Origin of the sequence: Streptomyces sp. 2A115 (genome assembly GCF_052245575.1) — a bacterium.
In the GTDB taxonomy this organism is placed as follows: domain Bacteria; phylum Actinomycetota; class Actinomycetes; order Streptomycetales; family Streptomycetaceae; genus Streptomyces.
This window is the reverse complement of record NZ_JBQQCG010000013.1, coordinates 92,673-111,878: the sequence shown is the minus strand read 5'-3', so window position 1 is coordinate 111,878 and position 19,206 is coordinate 92,673. Positions and strand designations below refer to the sequence as shown.

Annotated in this window: 18 protein-coding genes; 1 reads left to right on the top strand and 17 read right to left on the bottom strand. The window is 69.6% G+C overall.

Annotation, left to right across the window (positions count from 1 at the left end):
- Positions 1-469: 469 nt before the first annotated feature.
- From ACTWQR_RS14410 to ACTWQR_RS14385, 6 genes are all read right to left on the bottom strand, one after another.
- Positions 470-934, bottom strand: a complete 465-nt coding sequence (locus ACTWQR_RS14410; RefSeq protein WP_443227419.1) for a winged helix-turn-helix transcriptional regulator — start codon at positions 932-934, stop codon at positions 470-472.
- Between the two features lie 373 nt (positions 935-1,307).
- On the bottom strand, positions 1,308-2,993 hold the full coding sequence (locus ACTWQR_RS14405) for a CocE/NonD family hydrolase (RefSeq protein ID WP_443227418.1): 1,686 nt from the start codon (positions 2,991-2,993) through the stop codon (positions 1,308-1,310).
- Positions 2,994-3,250: 257 nt separating this feature from the next.
- Complete coding sequence (locus ACTWQR_RS14400; RefSeq protein ID WP_443227417.1) at positions 3,251-4,129, bottom strand: alpha/beta fold hydrolase; 879 nt, start codon at positions 4,127-4,129, stop codon at positions 3,251-3,253.
- A gap of 108 nt (positions 4,130-4,237) precedes the next feature.
- On the bottom strand, positions 4,238-4,939 hold the full coding sequence (locus tag ACTWQR_RS14395) for an SDR family oxidoreductase (RefSeq protein WP_443227416.1): 702 nt from the start codon (positions 4,937-4,939) through the stop codon (positions 4,238-4,240).
- 903 nt (positions 4,940-5,842) lie between these two features.
- Positions 5,843-6,412, bottom strand: coding sequence for a TetR/AcrR family transcriptional regulator (locus tag ACTWQR_RS14390; RefSeq protein WP_443227415.1), 570 nt, complete (start codon positions 6,410-6,412; stop codon positions 5,843-5,845).
- Between the two features lie 68 nt (positions 6,413-6,480).
- Entirely contained in the window at positions 6,481-7,779 is a 1,299-nt protein-coding gene (locus ACTWQR_RS14385) for a DUF3533 domain-containing protein (protein ID WP_443227414.1), read from the bottom strand.
- Between the two features lie 1,055 nt (positions 7,780-8,834).
- Here ACTWQR_RS14385 and ACTWQR_RS14380 point away from each other — a divergent pair.
- Positions 8,835-10,055: a metallophosphoesterase gene (locus ACTWQR_RS14380; protein WP_443227413.1), complete on the top strand. Its 1,221-nt coding sequence runs from the start codon at positions 8,835-8,837 to the stop codon at positions 10,053-10,055.
- 304 nt (positions 10,056-10,359) lie between these two features.
- On the opposite strand, the gene ACTWQR_RS14375 is transcribed toward ACTWQR_RS14380, so the two are convergent.
- The 11 genes from ACTWQR_RS14375 to ACTWQR_RS14325 form a co-directional block, all read right to left on the bottom strand.
- Positions 10,360-11,541 (bottom strand): amidase, encoded by a 1,182-nt coding sequence (locus ACTWQR_RS14375; protein WP_443227412.1) that lies wholly within the window; start codon positions 11,539-11,541, stop codon positions 10,360-10,362.
- Positions 11,538-12,053: a flavin reductase gene (locus tag ACTWQR_RS14370; RefSeq protein WP_363282775.1), complete on the bottom strand. Its 516-nt coding sequence runs from the start codon at positions 12,051-12,053 to the stop codon at positions 11,538-11,540. Before ACTWQR_RS14370 ends, ACTWQR_RS14375 begins: the two co-directional genes overlap by 4 nt.
- A gap of 119 nt (positions 12,054-12,172) precedes the next feature.
- Positions 12,173-13,126 (bottom strand): PDR/VanB family oxidoreductase, encoded by a 954-nt coding sequence (locus tag ACTWQR_RS14365; protein ID WP_443227411.1) that lies wholly within the window; start codon positions 13,124-13,126, stop codon positions 12,173-12,175.
- Between the two features lie 41 nt (positions 13,127-13,167).
- A complete protein-coding gene (locus tag ACTWQR_RS14360) occupies positions 13,168-13,929 on the bottom strand; it encodes an SDR family NAD(P)-dependent oxidoreductase (protein ID WP_443227410.1) in 762 nt (253 codons plus the stop codon).
- Positions 13,926-14,453, bottom strand: coding sequence for an aromatic-ring-hydroxylating dioxygenase subunit beta (locus tag ACTWQR_RS14355; protein ID WP_443227409.1), 528 nt, complete (start codon positions 14,451-14,453; stop codon positions 13,926-13,928). Before ACTWQR_RS14355 ends, ACTWQR_RS14360 begins: the two co-directional genes overlap by 4 nt.
- The gene (locus tag ACTWQR_RS14350) at positions 14,443-15,717 is read right to left on the bottom strand and encodes an aromatic ring-hydroxylating oxygenase subunit alpha (RefSeq protein ID WP_443227408.1); all 1,275 of its coding nucleotides are present in this window, start codon (positions 15,715-15,717) and stop codon (positions 14,443-14,445) included. The genes ACTWQR_RS14355 and ACTWQR_RS14350 overlap by 11 nt, the downstream gene beginning before the upstream one ends.
- The gene (locus ACTWQR_RS14345; RefSeq protein WP_443227407.1) at positions 15,714-16,082 is read right to left on the bottom strand and encodes a hypothetical protein; all 369 of its coding nucleotides are present in this window, start codon (positions 16,080-16,082) and stop codon (positions 15,714-15,716) included. The genes ACTWQR_RS14350 and ACTWQR_RS14345 overlap by 4 nt, the downstream gene beginning before the upstream one ends.
- A gap of 34 nt (positions 16,083-16,116) precedes the next feature.
- Positions 16,117-17,226: an acyl-CoA dehydrogenase family protein gene (locus tag ACTWQR_RS14340; protein WP_443227406.1), complete on the bottom strand. Its 1,110-nt coding sequence runs from the start codon at positions 17,224-17,226 to the stop codon at positions 16,117-16,119.
- Positions 17,227-17,352: 126 nt separating this feature from the next.
- Positions 17,353-17,484: a hypothetical protein gene (locus ACTWQR_RS14335; protein ID WP_443227405.1), complete on the bottom strand. Its 132-nt coding sequence runs from the start codon at positions 17,482-17,484 to the stop codon at positions 17,353-17,355.
- Positions 17,485-17,500: 16 nt separating this feature from the next.
- Complete coding sequence (locus ACTWQR_RS14330; RefSeq protein ID WP_443227404.1) at positions 17,501-17,746, bottom strand: amidohydrolase family protein; 246 nt, start codon at positions 17,744-17,746, stop codon at positions 17,501-17,503.
- A complete protein-coding gene (locus ACTWQR_RS14325) occupies positions 17,743-19,200 on the bottom strand; it encodes a PAS domain-containing sensor histidine kinase (protein ID WP_443227403.1) in 1,458 nt (485 codons plus the stop codon). The genes ACTWQR_RS14330 and ACTWQR_RS14325 overlap by 4 nt, the downstream gene beginning before the upstream one ends.
- Positions 19,201-19,206: the final 6 nt, after the last annotated feature.

Sequence of the window (19,206 nt, the reverse complement as noted above, 5' to 3'; positions counted from 1 at the left end):
GCCGGCCGGAGCAGACCCGAAGGCCCGCGCGGGTCAGGACGCCGATCGGGCGCCGGTTCCGCCAAGAGCCTGACGGCTCGCGGCCCGTCGGGCAGATGCCGCATGCCGTGCGGAGTCGCTTCACCGGACCACTCGGCGTCGCATCAGCAGTTTCTGCGCGGCAGGTTCCCGAAGTCGACACATACGTCAATCACCCCGTGTCGCACCTGGGATCGACCGACCAAGTTTCGGGTCTCCCCTCCTGGACGCCACCCCGTGACAACTGAGCGCTGCCCGTGGCAAAACGTGCGCGTCGCGGCGAACTCGCCGAGGTCGGACGCCGACGCCATCGCCCGCCCCAGCAAGTGATCTGCGGAGACGCCCACCTCAGCGTGTGCAGGCGCTCGGCGATGGTCGCATTCGCGAGCAAGGGCACGACTTACAGCCGGGGCACCAGAGGTGGCAAGTCCATCTAGGAACGTTTGGGATGTCAGGCCGGGGAGTCGGTAAGCGCCGGGCCGGGAAGCAGGAGAACGGCGTCCGGCCTCACCGCTTGTCCGCACTCGGTGCACACAAGCTGGTCCCGAACGTTGCCCCCGCATCCCACATGGCTGGTGATCCGCGGCGGGCCGGCCGGATCCTCGGCGTGCTCATCGCCCCAGTGCATCAAGGCAAGCACGGCGGTGAGCAAGTCCTTGGCCTTGGCCGTCGGCCGGTACTCATAGCGGGCGGGCCGCTCCTGATAGCAGACCCGCTCCAGCAAACCCTCGTCGACCAGCTTGGAGAGGCGGTTGGTAAGCACATTGCGGGCAATACCCAGGCTGTCCTGAAATTCCTCGAACCGGCGCAGGCCAAGCTGCGCATCGCGAATGATCAGCAAGGTCCAGCGCTCGCCGACAACCTCAAGGGTCCGAGCGATGGAGCACAGCTGATTTTCGTAGGTCCGGCCCAACATGCTTTAAAACTAGCACGTTGCACCAAGCAACTGACGACCTCAGACGTCGGACGCCGGGCAGTCCGGCCGGGCCCATCCCAAGCTCCCCTCCGCCGGTGCGGCTGGAGGATGCCCGGGAAGTCCCGTTGAAGGCAGGCGAGTTGACTGGTCCTGTGACTGTCTTCTGCCTTCCGCGCCCGCCCGGTGGCCCCGAGGTCGGCGGAAGGCTCCGAGCCCCGACGGCCCACTGCGGGACCGGCTCGAACCCGACGACGCCCTTCGCCAATGAGCTCGACCCCGTCGTCGTGGACGGCCCCGGTGATCGACGAACCGAAGGGCAGGGTCGCCCCGGGCGAGATGACGTCGTCCGTGTTTGGATCTCCCACGCCACCTGTCAGGCCGGCACCACGGGCAGGACGATGCGGGACGGTCGGTCGGGATCGTGGAAGACCTGCTGCCGGGCCACTCGGGCCGTGGTCGCGCTCTCCTCGGGCTCGCCCGTGTTGAGGTTGCGGTCCCAGCGGGGGAAGTTGCTGGAGGTGACCTGGACCCGTATCCGGTGGCCCGTCCGGAAGACGATGCTGGTCGACCACAGGTCCACGGCGTGCTCGGCCGCCTCGCCCGGTGTCGCCACGCGCACCCGCACGATGCCGTCGGCCACATTGCGGGAGACACCGTTCTCGTCGACGTCGCACAGGCGTGCCACCCAGTCGGTCGAGGGTCCGTCCGTGGCAGCGAAGAGCACCGCCCGGACGCGGCCGGTCACCTCGACGTCCTCGGTGAGCGGTTCGGTGGTGAAGACCAAAACGTCCTCGCGCCTCTCCACGGCCGTCTGGTCGAGGGGCCCGGGGCGGAACTCGTCGGACATCAGGAGCGCGCCGCCGGTCGTGGGCACCGGGTCCATGGGGTCGTAGGTGAACTCCTGGGCCGGCTCGGCGGTGGACGGCGGCTCCTGCGTCAGGCGTCCGTCCGTGCGCAGGTGGAAGTCCGTGTCCACCGCCCGCGACAGGGGCCATTCCGTCTCCTCGCGCCACTGGTTGATCCCCATCACGAACAGCAGCACCGTGCCCATGTCCGGCTCGGGCTCGGGCACCTCGCCGTCGCCTTCGCCGAGCGTGCGCTCGAACCAGTCGAGCTGCATGTCGTGCACGCGTCCCCGCATGCCCATGAAGTCGGAGTGGGCGCCGAACCCGAAGTTGACGTCACCGACCACGTGCCGCCAGTTGGTGTGGGTCCACGGGCCCATGATCAGCGTGGCGGAGCGGCCGGCTCGACGCATCGCGGTGAAATTGTCGAGCGTGCCCTGGGCGAAGATGTCGTACCAGCCGCCGAGTTGGAAGGTGGGCAGGTCGACCTCGTCGTGCCGGCCCGCGACATTGCAGGACCGCGCCCAGTCGGGCTCCCGCCGGGAACGCTCGTAGCCCAGCTCGGGGAGATCATGCCGGGCGAACGCGGCAAACCGCCCGGCGGGCAGCTCCCCGTAACCACCGCTCGCCAGGCCGTCCAGATCCTGTACGAGCCTGGTGATACTGCTCACGAGTCCGTCCGGGTCGGTGCGGTGACGGCGCATCAGGGTGTCGGCGCCCTGCATCAGGGACCACGGCGCGGTGATGCCGAGCTCGATCGCGCCGCCGCGCGTCCACAAGCCGTCGTCCGGATCGGACCACGTGATCAACGGGGCGATCGCCTTCAGCTCCGGCGGCTTCGCCAGCGCCGCCATCCACTGGGTGTTGCCGAAGTAGCTGCCGCCGCACATGCCGACGGAACCGTTCGAACCGGGCAGGGCGGCGGCCCACCGTACGGTGTCGTAACCGTCGCTCTCCTCGTACGTCCAGGGCTCCCACTCCCCCTCGGAGGCGAACCGGCCCCGGGTGTCCTGTACGACGACCAAGAAGCCGCGCCGGGCCGCCGCCAGGGGATCGAGCCCGATGGCCGCCACGGGCGTCTGCTTGCCGTACGGCAGCCGGCTCAGCAGTACCGGCCACGGTCCCGTACCGCCAGGCCGGTAGACATCCGCGCGCAGCACCGTGCCGTCACGCATCTCCGCCGGAACATCGAACTCGATCAGCATCTCCGTCATGTGCCGCTCCTTTGCCTGCCACGACGTCATCCGGACGACATGGTGGAGTCGACCTCCTTCACGCACCACCCCCGAATGGGTGTGGTCACAGGGACCTCGGGCTTGTCACGGCACCGAGTCCAACAAGTCGGCCGACACGTCGGACCAGGCGTGGGCGGTGGTGAATCGCGTTCCCGCGCCGCAACCGCTGCTCGGAAGGTGCTCGCCCTCAAGTACCAGGGCGGATTCCAGGGATCGTTGCAACAGGCGCGAGTTGATCAAGCCACCGAGGCCAGCAGGTCGGCCACTATCTCCGGCCTCTCGAGTGAGATGAAGTGGTCCGCTCCCGGCACCTGCGTGAAGTCGGCGGTCGGCAGCAGCTTCTTGTTGGCTTCCCGGTCCGAGGGCCGGGACCAGTCCCTCTCCCCGTAGACGAGGTGGATGGGGGCCTTGACCTCGGGGTAGCGCGAGCGGGCCGCGATGAGGCTGGGCATGTTCCGGTACAGGGCCCGGGCGACGGTCGGGTAACCAGGACGCCTGCCTACCTGGAGAAGCTCGTCCAGGTAGTCATCCCGCAAAGCGGTCTTGTCGCCCACGCCGCCCCGCAGGATCCTGCGAAGGACCGGTTTTGGCTCCTGCCGGGCGATCACCGGGCCCACCCCCGGGGCGATGATGCCGCCGATCACCATGCGGGCGAGGAGACCGGACCGGGCGATCCCGTCACGGTAGTCGTACGCGTTCACCGCGACGACGCGCCGTACCCGCTCCGGCAGATCGGCCGCGGTGGTCAGGGCGAGCACCGCCCCCAGGGACTCACCGACCAACGTCACATCCTGGAGGTCGAGTTCGGTGAGGAGCCGTTCGACGCCCACGCGCATCTCCGGCTCCTGGTACGACGCACCGGGCACGATCTCGGAGTACCCCATCCCCGGGAGATCGAGGGCGTACACGGTGTAGTGGTCCGAGATCAACGGGATGAGGAAGCGGAAGTGCTCGGCCTGCGTGCGCACGGTGTGCAGCAGGACCAGCGGAGCACCGGTGCCCGCCTTGAGGTAGCGCAGCGTTCCCTCGTGACTGTGGCGTCTTCCGCGCGAGGCGATGGTGTGGCTGGTGGTCCCCGGAATGTGAATCGTGGGCCGTGACTCCGGGCTGGGCATCTCGCCGACTCCTTGTGTGTGAACTGCGGTTGGGAGACTCACGTACGTCCGGCGGGAAGGGTGGCGACGCCATGGCCCGAGGGCGGCCCCCTCGCTCCGTTCTCGGTCTTACTTCGACAGCTGGGGGTACAGTCCTGCCAGGTCCCCGGCCAGGCCCACCTTGACGTCCCGTGAGATGTCGTCGGCGAGCACCTCGTGCGCTCCCGCCTCGACGCCGTCGAGGGCGAGTACGGCGACGTCACGCGGGTGGGACTTGGGGGAGTCGACGCCGGCCGCCAGGTCCGTGTCCACGTATCCCACGTGGAGTCCGGTGACAGCGATGCCGCGCGGCTGCAGCTCCAGGCGCAGGGAGTTGGTCTGCGACCACAGAGCGGCCTTGGAGGCACTGTAGGAGCCGCCGAGGGCCAGCCAGGACAGCACGGAGTGCACGTTGAGGATGTGGCCACCGCCGTTGCGCTCGATGACCGGCACGAAGGCCCGGGCGACCAGCAGCGGGCCGTAGAAATTGGTCTCGAACTCCCGGCGCACGTCGTCGACCGGCGACTCGAGGAAGGACGCACCCACCGACGCGCCGGCGTTGTTGATCAGGACGGTGACGTCTTGCGCCTGCGCTGCCGCCGCCGCCACGGAAGCCGGGTCGGTGACCTCCAGCGCCACCGGGACCGCGTCGGGATGCGTCACGCTGCGCGGGTCGCGGGCCGTGGCGTACACCTTGCCGGCGCCGCGCGCGTAGAGCTCCTCCACCAGTGCCTTGCCTATACCGCGGCTGCCTCCGGTGACGAAGACGCTCGCGCCCTTCAGTGCTGTCATGACTACCTCCACAGCGAGAAAGCGATCGGTTTCCACCACCGTAAACCGATCGGTTTCCAAGCGCAAGCTCAAGCATGGAACCAATCGCGGGGCCAGGCCGGCGGCCACCTACCGGCCGATCCGCCATCCGATCTTCCGACGGCACGGGAGAGAGCCTTGCTCCGAAGCGCACCGGCAACCATAGTAAGTTTGGAAATCGGACTCACAAACAGGTCGGCTGATTGCCGCGCGCGACGTCGAAGGGCAGTCGGCGGAGCCCGGGCTTTCGGCGGAGCCAACCGCGCACCCATCGGTGCGGCCGTCTCGCCCGGCGCAGGGCCGGTGACGTCACGAGCCCGCGGCGGTGATCGACGCGGCCTGGCCGCGCCAGCTGTACCTGGCGGACGACGCGGCCGCGGTCGGCCTGTACCACCCCGTCCTGGCCGGCGAGCGCGAACACGCACAGTCCGCACTGCCCGGCACCCGCCCCCTGATCGCGATGGCGGTCCGGCTGAACCGCGACAACTGCCGCTCCCCCGCCCGCAGCCGCCAGCCAGGAGTTCCAGCAGACCGACGAGCAGGCCAACCACGCCGCCCGCAGCTTCGGCCCGGGCACTGCGACGGCGGCTACCGCGCACTCAATCGGGCGGCTTTCCCCAGGAGACGGACCGCTTCCCCAATGAGCGGATCTCGGTGGTGGCGCACAAGACGGTCGCGGTGACCGCGGGACTCGGCGTGATGGCCTGCACCGCAACGCCATCCACCCGAAGCTCGGCAACTTCATACTGCCGGTGACCGTCCTGGTGGACGCCGAGGTGAGCGAGTACGGGCAGCCGGCGAGCGCCTCTCTGGCCGGACGGACCGCAGCCGACGCTCCATTTCGGCGCACATCCGTCTCCCCCAGGCTGCGCGACAGGCGATGTGTCAGCGAACGCCTGCCGCATCGAGCAGGGTGGCCGCGGTGGGCTCGATGAGCCCTGTCAGGTTGTCGGCGCCGATCCCGGCACGGGCACTGGCGCCGTCGAAGACCAGGATCAGTTGACGGGCCAGCAAGTCGGGATCGCTCGCACCGCCCTGTTCGGCCTCGGCACGGAAAAAGCCCTCAAGGTTCCTCTTGGTCCGGCTTGCCACCCGGCTCGCCGGGTGGCTCTGATCCTTGAGCTCGATCTGTACAGCCAGGTACCGACAGCCTCGGAACTCGGGCGCGCCCGCCTGCGACTCCAACCGCTCGAAGACGTACAGGATCCGCTCGCGGGGTGACCGGCCATCGCCCGCCGCCGGCAGGAGCCAGGCCGCGTAGGAACCGGCTCGTCGCTCCAGACTCGCCGCCAGCAGTTCGTCCTTGCTCTCGAACAGCTGGTACATCGAGCGCTTGGACACCCCCGCCGCCTTGCACAACGCCTCGACGCCGATACTCACGCCCTCGCGATAGGCGAGCGTGGCCGCCGCCTCCAGCAGCCGCTCTCGGGAGGTCGGCTTCGCCTGTGTGGTCATACTGTGAGGCTAACTCGGATTTCTCGAAATTGAAACCGATCAGTTTACCGATTGCGGCCACGTCTCCGCTACACCGCGACAGCAGTCTCCTCAGGCTTCTTCTCGGCGGGGATACGGTGCAGCCCCTTGCGGTCGTACCAGCCCGTCACCCCGAAGCCGAACAGCACGGCCACCACGAGGCCGACGGCCATCATCACCCAGCCCCGAGCGAGGCCCGCGTCGGCCTGGGCGTCGTAGTAGAGGATCGAGCGGAGACCGCCGGTGATCTGCCGCAGCGGCTCGAACTCCGCGAGGAAGCGGTAGAAGCCGGGGAGTGCCTCGATGGGGGTGGTGGCGCCGGCAGTCGGCACCGCCATCCCGATGAAGACCAGCGTGACCATCAGCATGCCGGGCGTGCCGAAGACGGCAAGGAGGGTGAGCGCACCGATCCCGGAGACCGCGATGGCGCACACCGAGAACAGCCACAGCATCGGCAGATGGGCGGCGTCCATACCCATGACGCCGACCGCACCCGCCATGACCAGGGTCCCCATCAGCAGAGACAGAGCGACCATGAGGGTGCTGCTGATGGCGAGGGTCTGCACCCGGGTCGCCCGGATGAGCGGGCGGTGCAGGCGCAGAGGGCCCATGTCGTTGTGGGTGTAGCCGAGGGCGTGGTCCACCTGGCCGCTGATGACATTGGCGGAGAGCATGCCGCAGACCACCAGGACGAGCGCGTAGTAGAAGGCCGTCAGACCCAGACCGCTGTGCGAGTCGAGTGGATGCCCGTCCTTGACCGTGACGGCGGCCGGGTCGGCGAGCAGGACGCGCGCCGCGGCGGGCAGCTTCGCCTGCCCGGACCCGTTCTGCGCGGTCAGCTCCTTGCCCACTTGGAGCGAGGCGCTCTCGGCCGCCTCCGTCGTCGCCGCCCGCGCCAGGCTGGAACCCAGGCTGCCGGCGGACTGGTTGGTCAGCACCGTCAGCGTCGGACGGACCGGGGTCCCGGTGGCCGATGCGTCGGCCAGTGCGGTGACGGAGGAGGTGAAGTCGGCGGGCACGACGAGCGCGCCGAACACCTTGCCCTCGCCGAGCTCGGCCCTCACCTCCTTCTCGTCCATCACCTTCCAGTCGATCTTGTCCCCGCCCACGGTGGACTTCTCGATCGACTCGGTGATCTGCCTGCCCAGGTTGACCTGCTTACCACCGGCGTCGACCCCCTTGTCGGCGTTGACCAGCCCGACGGGCAGCTTCTTCATGTGATCGACCGGGTCGATGCTGGCGCCGACATAGAACACGGTGAACAACAGCGCCAGGACACCCGTGATGACACCGTTGGCGATCCACAGCGGTTTCGCGCGCAGGACGCGGAAGGGGTGAGTTTCATGCATAGCCTACTCCGATCTCGACAACACGACTGCATCAGAGGAAGGCCGGACGGCACCGTTGCGGGCCGAGCTCCTCGGTACGTTCAACGCTCGGCGCGTGAGCGCCCCGGAAGAGCGGTGGACCTCTCGACTCGGCTCACCCCTCCGAGGATCACTGGCGTTTCCAGACATGCAGACACTTGGAAACCGATCGGTTTCGACTACATCGTAAACTGGTCGGTTTCTCGGGTCAAAGTCGAGGCGGTCCCGGCCACTGACGGTTCGACAATTGCCGTGGGCCGCACGCCAGTGGCGAGTGAGGGATCCACGATGCCGACGAACCGGCCGGTGGCGCTCGTGCCGGGAGCGTCATCCGGCGCGGACGGATATCACTGATCGCGCTGCGCAGGTGCTGGCGACCCATTCCGCAGTGACGAGTTCGACGTGACGTCAGGAATCCAGTTGGCGTCATGCAGATCAAGCAGGACGATCACAGCGCTGAAGCGACCCCGACCCACACCGATCGCGGTCGGCATCTGTCGCCGACAACCCGGTCGCTGCCCGGACGGCAGCTGACAGGTCGACTTGGGGGTAGGTCCGTGATCGGACTCCGGCCCGGTTCGTGTCTTTCCGCAGTCGCGTGACGATGGAAGCCAGGCTCGGCGGCATGTGCCTCGACGGTTCGGCCGAGACGGGTTACCGCCCCACTGCTGCAAAAAGTCCGGCAAGCAGACCCTCCGGTGACTGCATCATGGCCGAGGCCAGCCCCACGGGAGTCACCTCACAGACGCGGCACGGCAGCCCGAACAACAACGCGCAATGACTTGCCCGGGTGCAGGTGCCAGCAATCACCACGATGGCGACCGGCAGCCTGAAACCAAACAACTCGACTCCACCCAACTCGGGACAGTCCGGAGCCTCCATCGGACCCGGAGCGCTTCAAGGCTCTACGGCGGAGGCTTGCCATCCCGCAGAGAGCCCTTCGCCCCAAGGGCCCCGCGCCCATGAATGCCGGTCCGGACGGCCCGAGGACGATTGGATACAGTGCGCGAGACGGCAGCCTGGTCAGAGAGGGAAGCGTGACCGACACCAGCGACACCCGACCCACCGACAGCGAGGTGCAAGCTCCGCGGCAGAGCCGACTGCACCGCCTGATGCGCTACATCCCCCTGATCGCCCCCGTCCTGCTGTGGGCCGTGCCCTGCTGGGTGCTCCTGCACGCCGGCCAGCACTGGCCGCTGCCCGTCGCGCTGGTCGGCACCGCCCTGTTCGCCCTCGGCCTCGTTGGTATGCCGCTCGCGATGGGACGCGGCCACGGCCGGCGCCAGCAGGACCGGGCGGCGATCGTCGGTGACACCCTGCTGGGCGCCAGCTGGGTTCTGTTCACCTGGTCCGTTCTGCTCGGCGTCCTCTTGCGATTCGCCCTGACCATGGCCGGCGTCGGCGAGAGTCAGGACCGGGCCCGAATCGTCACATGGGCCGTCCTCGGCATCACCGCCGTACTGCTCGCCTGGGGATACGCCGAGGCCCGCCGCGTGCCACGCGTGCGCCGCCTCGACGTACAACTCCCGCGGCTGGGTGCCGGGTTGGACGGCACCCGCGTCGTCCTCATCACCGACACCCACTACGGCCCGCTCGATCGCGCTCGCTGGTCGGCACGGGTGTGCGAGACGGTGAACACGCTGGAAGCCGACCTGGTCTGCCACACCGGCGACATCGCGGACGGCACGGCCGAACGCCGCCGCGCCCAGGCCGCCCCACTCGCCACGGTGCGGGCCACCCGGGCCCGGGTCTACGTCACCGGCAACCACGAGTACTACAGCGAGGCCCAGGGCTGGGTCGACCTGATGGACGAACTGGGCTGGGAGCCGCTGCGCAACCGCCATCTGCTGCTCGAACGCGGAGGCGACACCCTCGTGGTAGCCGGCGTGGACGATGTCACCGCCGAGTCCTCCGGCCTGGCAGGCCACCGCGCCCACCTCGCCGGAGCCCTGAACGGCGCCGACCCCGACCTACCCGTCCTGCTCCTGGCACACCAGCCCAAGTTCGTCGACCGGGCGGCAGCCGACGGCATCGACCTCCAACTCTCCGGCCACACCCACGGCGGCCAGATATGGCCCTTCCACCACCTGGTCCGCATCGACCAGCCCGCCCTCGCCGGCCTCAGCCACCACGGCACCCGCACCCTCCTCTACACCAGCCGCGGCACCGGCTTCTGGGGCCCGCCGTTCCGCGTCTTCGCCCCCAGCGAGATCACCCTGCTCGTGCTCCGTTCCCCGCACCTTTCCACCTCGCCGTAGCACTGGACGGGCCAACACGTCCGCTTGGAGCAGTCCACGCGCCGAGGGATGCGGCGTCTACAGATGACCAGTCCCGTCTCACTGAGGACAAGATCCGGACCATTCCCGCGCTGAAGGCGGCCTGAGCGGTCTCAGGGACCTGCCGCCCGAACGGGCGGGGCGGCGCGTCGGCCACGCCGACGAGTCCTTCGTCGGTGTGGATCCTGCCGAGCACGTGCTCGGCACTGTGTACCTCGCCGCTCGCGAAGCGCGGGGGTTGTGACGTACGGGATCGCGTACGGGACGGTCTCGAAGGCGGTGATCCTCATTGGATGGCCTCCTCGACGGCGCGCGCCACGCCCAGCAGCCGACCCACACGGTCGGGGTGACCGATGAGCTGGAGGCCGAGCGGCATGCCGTACGGGTCACGGTGCCCGGGGACGGTCACCACGGGCAGGCCGAGCAGCTGCCAAGGGCGGCTGAGGACGGGGGTGCCGGTGGCGTCGAGACCGTACGGGGCGGGGCCGGGTGCGGCGGGGCCGAGGATCGCGTCGGCGCGGGTGAGGAGCTCCAGGACGGCGATGCGCGCCGTGCGGGCGAGGGCGAGCGCGGCGCGGTGATCGCCGTCGGTGGTCCTGCGGCCGCGCTCCAGGAGTTCGTTCAGCTGCCCGCTGAGCGACTCGGGGTGCTCGGCCTCGGCGGCGAGCGCGAGGGCGGCCTCGTATGCCATGACGACGGCATGCGCTTCAGCCAGTCGGTACGTGCCGACGGCACGGCCCAGGTCGGTGGCCCCCAGCGTGCCGGCGGTGCGCTCCAGGGCATCGAGCATCGCCGGCTCGACGTCGGCCAGTTCGGTGCCGGGCCATGCCAACACCCGTATGGATCGCGGGTCTTCGGCCGTGGTGCCGTCGACCGCCTCGATCACCGGGGCCAGGTCGGCGACGCGGGCGGTGAGCAGTCCCGGCGCGTCCAGGCTCGGGCTGAGTCCGGTGAAGCCCCGCGTCGGCCAGGCGCCCACAGGGGCGACGTACCCGGCGACCCCGCAGAACGAGGCGGGTCTGGTGAGCGAGCCGGCGGTCTGCGATCCGAGCGCGAGGGGCACCACGCCCGCGGCGACGGCGGCGGCCGAGCCGCTGGAGGAGCCTCCCGGGGTGCGGCCGTGGTCGTGGGGGTTGCGGGTCGGGCCTGGATGGAAGTACGCGAACTCGGTGGTGACCGTCTTGCCCAGCGGTACGGCGCCGGCCAGGCGCAGCCGCTCCACCAGCCAGGCGTCGCTCGTGGCCGTCCGGCCGCGGCGCAGCGGGGAGCCGCACTCGGTGGGGAGTCCAGTGACGTCGATGATGTCCTTCACCCCGAACGGTATGCCGTGCAGGGGCCCGGCCGGTGCCCGCAGTGCGGCCGCGCGGGCACCGTCGGCGTCCACCCGGACCCAGGCCCGGATCTCCGGTTCGGTCAGCGCCACCTGCCGCAGCGCGTCCTCGACCGTGGCCGTGCGGGGGCCGGTCACGATTGCGCGCCTTCGGGTACGAGTGGTGTGGCTCCGAGCCGGTGGAACGCCCGGTTGAAGTAGACGAGGCTCTGGCCGCCGGAGCGGGCGCGGATCTGCCCGATGTCGACGAACAGCACACTGTGGGAGCCCATGGGGACCGTGTGCTTGATCGTGCCGACCGCCGTGACCAGGGCGTCCTTGAGTACCGGTACCTCCTGGGTGCGGTCCCAGACGTCCCAGGCGAAGCGGTCGGCCATGGCCACGTCGGTGGCTCCGGCGAAGTGCAGGGCGAGTTCCTGCTGGTCCCCGCCGAGGACGTTGAGCCCCACCCGCCCGTTCGCCTTGAAGACGTCGTGCATGGCGCTGGCGCGGTTCACGCACACCAGGACGGTCGGCGGATCGTCGGTCACCGAGCAGACGGCGCTGAGGGTGATGCCGCAACGGCCGTTCGGCCCGTCTGTGGTGAGGATGTTGACGGCGGCCGGGAGGTGGGCCATCGCCTCCCGGAAGTCGGTTCGGCTGGGGGGCACCGTTTCGCCCTTCCTGTCGTTTTCGTACCTCGGAGTGTTGGGTGTGCTCGGTGTGCTCGGGATATCCGGTGTGCTCGGGACGCCTGGCGCGCTCGGGACGCCGGATGCGCTCCGGTTGTTCACCACAGCTCCACGACCAGCCGCGGTGACCTCGCCCGTGACACACAGGCGGCGATCTGGTCACCGGCCGCCTTCTCCTTGGCGGACAGGCAGTGGTCGCGGTGGTCGGGTTCGCCCTCGATCACCCGCAGGACGCAGGTCCCGCAGATGCCCTCGCGGCAGGAGGTCTCCAGCGGGACGCCTTGCTCCTCCAGCACCTCCGCGATGCTCCTGTCGGGCGGAACCGCGTAGACCTCGCCGGTGTCGAGCTCGACCTCGAAGCCGGTGTCCGCTCCCGAGGCCTCCTGCGGCGCTGCCTGGAACAGCTCCGAGTGGATCTGCTCCTCGGGCACGTGGCGAGCGGCGACTTCACCGACGTACGTCATGAAGTCGTGCGGTCCGCAGGTGTAGACGTGTGCGGTCGCCGGCAGACCGGTCAGCGCGCGGGCGAGCACCTCACGTGCCGCGGGCCGGCCGAGCCCGAAGTGGCGGATCACACGCCCGGCGAAGGCGGTCTCCTCCAGCAGGTGGGCGAAGGCCGCTTCCGCCCGGCTCCTGGCGACGTAGTGGAGCGTGAACTCCGCTCCCCTGCCGTGCAGTTCGTACGCCATCGCCAACAGGGGCGTAATCCCGACACCGGCCGCGACGAGATGGTGCTCGGCCGCTTGTGGGGCGAGGCCGAACAGTTGCCGGGGGGTGCCGACGGTCAGTTCCATGCCGGGTTCGACCTTGTCGTGCAGGGCCTGGGACCCGCCACGCGAGTTCTCCTCGCGTTTGACGGCGATGGTGTAGGCGCCGGTGTCGTCCGGCGGGCCGCACAGCGAGTAGGGCCGTGTGACCCCCGTGGGCCCGGTCACGTCGAGGTGTGCGCCCGCCGGGTAGGGGGCGAGGGCGACGCCGTCGGAGCGGACGAGCCGGAGGACCTTGATCGTGGCGGTTTCGTCGTGGGTGTCGGTGACGGTGACAGTGAACATCCGTCCGCCTTATGTTTTCGGGTCGGGAGCTGACGGCGCTGTCAGCGCATGTACAGGCCGCCGTTGGCGTCCCAGCAGGCCCCGGTGACTGTGTCCGCGTGCTCGGCGGCGAGCAGGACGACCATGTCGGCGATGAACCTCGGGCGGCCCAACCGCCGTACGGGAATGGACTGTTCGATCGCGGCGAGGCGATCGGCGGGGACCGTCTCGCGGACGACCGGCAGGTCCTGCGGGCCCGGGGAAACGGCGTTGACCGTCACTCCGTGCCCGCCGAGTTCGCGGGCGAAGACCTTCGTCAGGGTGGTCACTCCGCCCTTCGCCGCCGCGTAGTGGGCGCCGGTGGCCGTGCCGCCGTTCTGGCCGGCGAGCGAGGAGATGTTGACGATGCGTCCGTAGCCTCGGGCGGCGAAGTAGGCGCCGAAGACCTGGCAGCCGAAGAAGGTGCCGTTGAGGTTGGTCGCCACGACCGCGTCGAAACTCTCGGGGCCGATGTCCATCAAGGACTCGACCTTGGAGTGCCCGGCGTTGTTGACCAGCACGTCGACGGCGCCCCAGCGTTCGTCGAGCTGATCGCGGACTCGCGCGAAGGCGTCCTTGTCCCGTACGTCCAGGGCGAGCCCGACGGCGTAGCGGCCCTCCGGGTCGAGTTCCGCCGCGGTCTTCGCCGCGGCCTCCTCGTCCAGGTCGGTCACCGCGACGCGGTAGCCCCGGTCGTACAGCCGCCCGGCGATGCAGGCCCCCAGGCCACCCGCCCCGCCCGTGACCAACGCGACGCGACGGACGTCCTCCTCGTGCGGGCTCACAGCAGGAATCCCGACGCCGTGACGCTGTCCTCGGAGTTGACGAGCCGCACGATCTTCCGGGCGATGAGCGGGCCGTCCGCGCCGAACACGACACGGTGGGTGACGTCGGCGGCGAGCACGAAGGTCTCCTCGCGCTTGTAGCCGACCAGAACCTGCGCCGAGCAGACCTCGATCGCGTCCTGGGCGCGCCCGGTCACGACGAAGCGGGAGACGGAACGGACCGTACGGGCAGCCGCGGCGGCCGAGATGGAGTGTCCGCCGGTGAGGCGCTCGATGCGCATCCGCCGCATCCGGTCGTCGTCGTAGACGAGGTTGAGACGGGAGGCGAATTCGGTCGCGTCACGGTCGATGGGGACGACGTACTCGCCGCCCTCGGCCCACAGTTCGTCCCACTCCGCGTAGCGGCGGGCGTCCAGGAGGTGGGCCTCGCGCCAGATCAGCGAGACGGCGGACAGGGCGCGGGGGTCGTCCAGCGGGAGGTCCGCGACCATCGCCGTGGAGGCCGTGGGGGATTCAGTCGCCATCGGTCATCATCCTGTTCCACATCGCGTACGCCTCCCGCATCCCGGTCTCGTCCGTCGCGTGGGAGGTGGGCTGTCCGAGGTCGTTCGGCTTCTCGCGGCCGAGACCGCGGTTGACCAGGATCGGCATGTCCACGCCGCCGGCCACCCCGCGCTGGACGCGGTTCCACGCCTCGGCGTCGTCCGGACTGCCGAAGCCGAACGGGCCCTGGAAGTGCTCGTGGATGCGCAGCCGTTCGCGGTTGACGATCTCCGGACCGCCCTGCAGGCCGAGGGCGACATGCCGGATCTCCGTCTCGGTGACCGAGACCGGCCGCAGGACCCGGAAGAAGGCCATCGACATGGCGACGTTCGGGAACAGGTTCAGGTTGAACCCGGCGCCGTGCAGGGACCGGACGATGCGCCGCACCTTCTCCGGCGGCATGTCCCTGGACAACTCCTCGACGATGTGACGGAAACGGTCCTGGAGTTTCTCCGTGCCGTCGTCGACGTCGAGATCGGCGTGTCCGGCAACGGAGACCGACACACTGTGGCCGTTGCCGAGGGCGTGGGTGACCGCACTCTCGTCGGTCATGATCGACAGCATGCTCGCGGTCTCCGCGTCGACCGAGGACATCCAGGAGCGGTGCACGATCGGGAAGTGGTACCAGTCGGTGGTGTTCTCCAGCTGGATCTTCCAGTTGCCGTTGAAGCGGAATTTGTGCTCGCCCTGCACCTTGATCGGGTAGCCGGCACCCTGCTTCATGAAGCGGTCGATCCACAGCCGGGCCCCGCCGAGGAAGTCCTCCAGCGGCTCGATGTCGTCGCTGAAGCTGGCGAAGACCATGCCCGCGTACGTGCCGACCTTGAGCCGTTGCAGCGGCAGGTCCTTCTTCTCCACGACGTCCTCGTAGCCCTCGGGGTACGGGATGCCGCGCAGGCTGCCGTCCAGGGCGTACGACCAGGCGTGGTACGGGCAGGTGAAGCCGTTGCCGTTGCCCTTCGGCGTCTCGCAGACGCTGGCGCCGCGGTGCCGGCAGCGGTTGAGCAGGACGTTGATCCCGCCGCGGCGGTCACGGCTGACGATGACCGGCCGCCGACCCACCCAGGCCGTCTTGAAGTCGCCCGCCCTGGCGATCTCGCTCTCGTGCGCGACCCACACCCAGGTGCGGTGGAAGATCCGGTCCATCTCCTGTTCGAAGAGGTCCGGGTCGGTGTAGAGGGTTCCGGCGACGCGGTCGGACGCGACCAGGGAGGCAGCGCCGGTGGAGGCGGCTCGCGGGGTCATCGGGCGGCCTCCGGTTCCGGGAGCGGGCGGCCGAGGCGCGCCTCGATCTTCATGTAGCGCCACAGGCCGTGCTCGCCGACCTGGACGGTGCGCAGGAGGTTGCAGGCCGCGGTGACGGTCGGCTGGTCGACGACGTCGGCGAGGACGTAACACGTCCAGGGCCAGGAGTCGGACGGCCCGACCATGTGCTGGTCGTCGTCGATCGTGCCGAGGACAGTGACGCCCGGTAGCTCGTGGAGCCGGCCGAGCATGGTCGTGAATCCGTCCCAGACGGTCTTGCCCTGACCGGTGGGCAGGTCGAAGAAGTTCTGGTTGACGCCGATGCAGAAGAGGACGCGCAGGGGTGTGTTCGCGGGGTCGGGCATGGGGGTTCCTGTCCGTCAGAGGTGGCCGGATCTGTCAGAGGTAGCCGGGGAAGGGCGGCACGCCCATGAGGACCGCGCCGGCACCGTCGTACATGCCCTCCTGGAGGAAGGCGTGCTGCGGTGGGACCGAGGCGTCGCGCAGGTGGCGCTCCAGAGGGCTGCCGGTGGCGATGGCGGCTATGCCGCCGAGCTGGTAGGCGCCCCGGACGACCTCGAAGGAGATCTTGGCGAGGTGTGCGGAGGACAGCCGCAGCAGGCTGGCCTGTTCGGGGGTCGCGGGATCGCCTGCCTCCACCGTCTGCCAGACCTCCTCCGTGGCCTCGTAGAAGAAGGCGCGTGCGGACCGGAGTTGGGCCTCCGCCTGGCCGACCGCGATGCGGTAGGTGGCACGTTCGGCGGGCTTGGGGGCACCGGTGTAGCCCGAGCGGCCCCCCTGGGCAATGACGTGGTCCAGCGCGGCACGGGCCACACCGAGGCCGACAACGGCCAGGACCTGGGCGGCGTAGGGAACGGTCGGATAGCGGTACAGCGGTTCGTCGACGGTGGGTTCGCCGCCGCGGACGAACGTCCACTCCTCGGGCACGATCGCGCCGTCGACCACCAGGTCGTGGCTACCGGTGCCGCGCATGCCGATGACGTCCCAGTTCTCGGCGATCTCCACCTGCTCGGGCCGCAGCACGGCGGTACGGGGCCGGCCCGTCCTGTCCTCGCCCGCCTTGATACCGACACCCAGGACGTCCGCGCCCTTGCAACCGCTCGCGAACTTCCAGCGACCCGAGATCCGGTAGCCGCCGTCGACTCGTTCCGCGGGCTGTACGGGGAAGAGGCCGCCCGCGAAGGCCACATCGGGCCCGTCCCCGTACAGTTCGGCCTGTGTCCGGAGGGGAAGCGCCGCCAGATAGACGGCGGACGACCCGAAGCTCGCGACCCAGCCGGCCGAACCGTCGACCGACGATATCCGCTCGACGAGACGCAGGAACTCCGCGGGCGGCAGGGCGTCTCCGCCGAAACGCTTCGGAACACCGGCGCGATAGATTCCGGCCCGCTTGAATTCGGCGATCACATCCGACGGAACATGCTGTTTCTCCTCGAATTCGGCGCGCCGTGCGGCCACCACTTCCAGGACTCGATCAATTTGCGTCATAAGGATTCTCCTCGCACTGCCGGAAGGCGGTCCGCCGCGCCGTGGCACCACGTTATGCGCGGTAATCGGGCTGCTGCCATTGGGACTTGACCGCATCGGGCAGGTGATTTCCCCTACCGGACGTGGTCACAGAAGCTTCTTCCGTACGACACCCCACTGCGCGACGAGGAGAATGTTCTCCGGTCGCCCGAGTACGGCGATGTCGTGCACCGGATTCCCGTCGACCACCACGAAATCGGCCTCCTTTCCGGCCTCCAAGGAGCCGAGCCGGTCGTCAAGACGCAGCAGCCGGGCGGCGTTCAGGGGTCATGCACAGGTGCGCGTGCGCGTCGATGAAGCCGGGAAGCACCGTCCGGCCCCCCAGATCCACGGTGGTCGCGCCTGGCGTGGGCGGCGGCGCGCCGGCCGCGGGGCCCGCATGGACGATGCGTCCGTCGTCGTCGACGACGAGCATCGCGTCGGCCACGGGGGCCGCTCCGGTGCCGTCGACGAGAACGGCGTGCTGGTATCGGGTGGTCATGACAGTTCCGTTCGGGTCGGGTCCTGCGGGTGTCGGGCGGCCGGCAGCGCGAAGCGGAAGACCGCGCCGCGTGGCTCGTTCGCCTGTACGTCGATGCGTCCGCCGTGGCGGGTGAGGATGCGGTGGCTGAGGGCGAGGCCGATGCCGCTGCCGTTCGCCTTGGCGGTGAAGACGCCGTCGAAGATCCGCTCGTCGGGTGGCGGGCTGTGTCCCCGGTCCCGGACGGCGAGTTCGGCGCAGCCGTCCTCGGCGCGCCGGGTGACGATCTCCACCCGGCGTTCCGGTCGCGGGCAACGGGCCATCTCGTCCACCGCGTTGAAGGCCAGGTTCATGACGACCTGCCCGATGAGCACGTGCTCGCACAGGACCGGGAGCGGCTCGGTCGTGAGGTCGAAGTCGACGTCCACCTGGTGTTCCCGGGCCCGCAGTCCGATGAAGTACGCGCAGTCGCGCACGATCGCGTTGAGGTCGGTCGGCCGGGCGAACTGTTCCAGGCGGCCGACGTAGGCGCGCAGGCTGCCCAGGATCCGCCGGGCCCGTTCGATCTGCCGTACGGCGTTGTCCAGCCCCCAGGCCACGGACTCGTCGCGGGAGCCGGTGTCCCGGTCGAGCCGGCCGCGGGCGCCCTCGACGAAGTTGTACGCGGCCGCCAGCGGCTGGCTCACCTCGTGGGCGATGGCCATCGCCATGTCGCCCATGGCGTTGTAGCGGGCCAGGTGGTCGACGTGCTGGGTGTCGCGGCGGTGCTGCTCCTCCTCGCGTACCCGGTCGGTGATGTCGTAGAAGAGGAGCATCCGGCCGCGCAGGTCGCTCTCGATCTCGATGTGCTGGCAGGTCGCGGCGTACCAGCTGGGTTCGCGGCCCGGCGCCGCGAAGCGGTAGCGGCCCTCGCGCTCGGGTACCGGCCCGTCGCAGCAGTAGGCGGCGAAGTCCGCGCCGTCCAGTCCCCGGCCGAGCAGCCGGACGGCCGACTCGCTGGCGAAGAGCACGCGGTGCGTGTCGTCGAGGACCACGATCCCCTCGGCCAGGCCGCTGAGGAAGGCGCGCAGTCTGCTCTCGGTGCGCCGCAGGTCCTGTCGCACCGCCTTCTCCTCGGCGATGTCCCGGAACTGGACCATCACCGCGGTGCGGGTGGCGAGTTCGACGCGGATCGCGATCGCCTCGGTGAGGATCTCCTCACCGTTCTTGGCGCGATAACACCACTCGGTGGCGCTGACGCCGTGTTCCACGGCCTGGCCCAGCCAGCGGTGGCCGAGTTCCCGGCTGTACTGGCGGGCGTTCTTGCTCATGTCCGGGGCCTTGAGCGGCTTCAGCTCGTCGAGCGGCCGGCCGAGCAGTTCGCAGGCCGCCGGGTTGGCCCAGAGGATCTCGAAGGTGTGGGCGTCGTGAAGCAGTACGCAGTGTTTCAGGGCCCGGGTCAGTGCCCGGAAGTCCGAGGGGGTGAGGTCGTCCACGGGTGT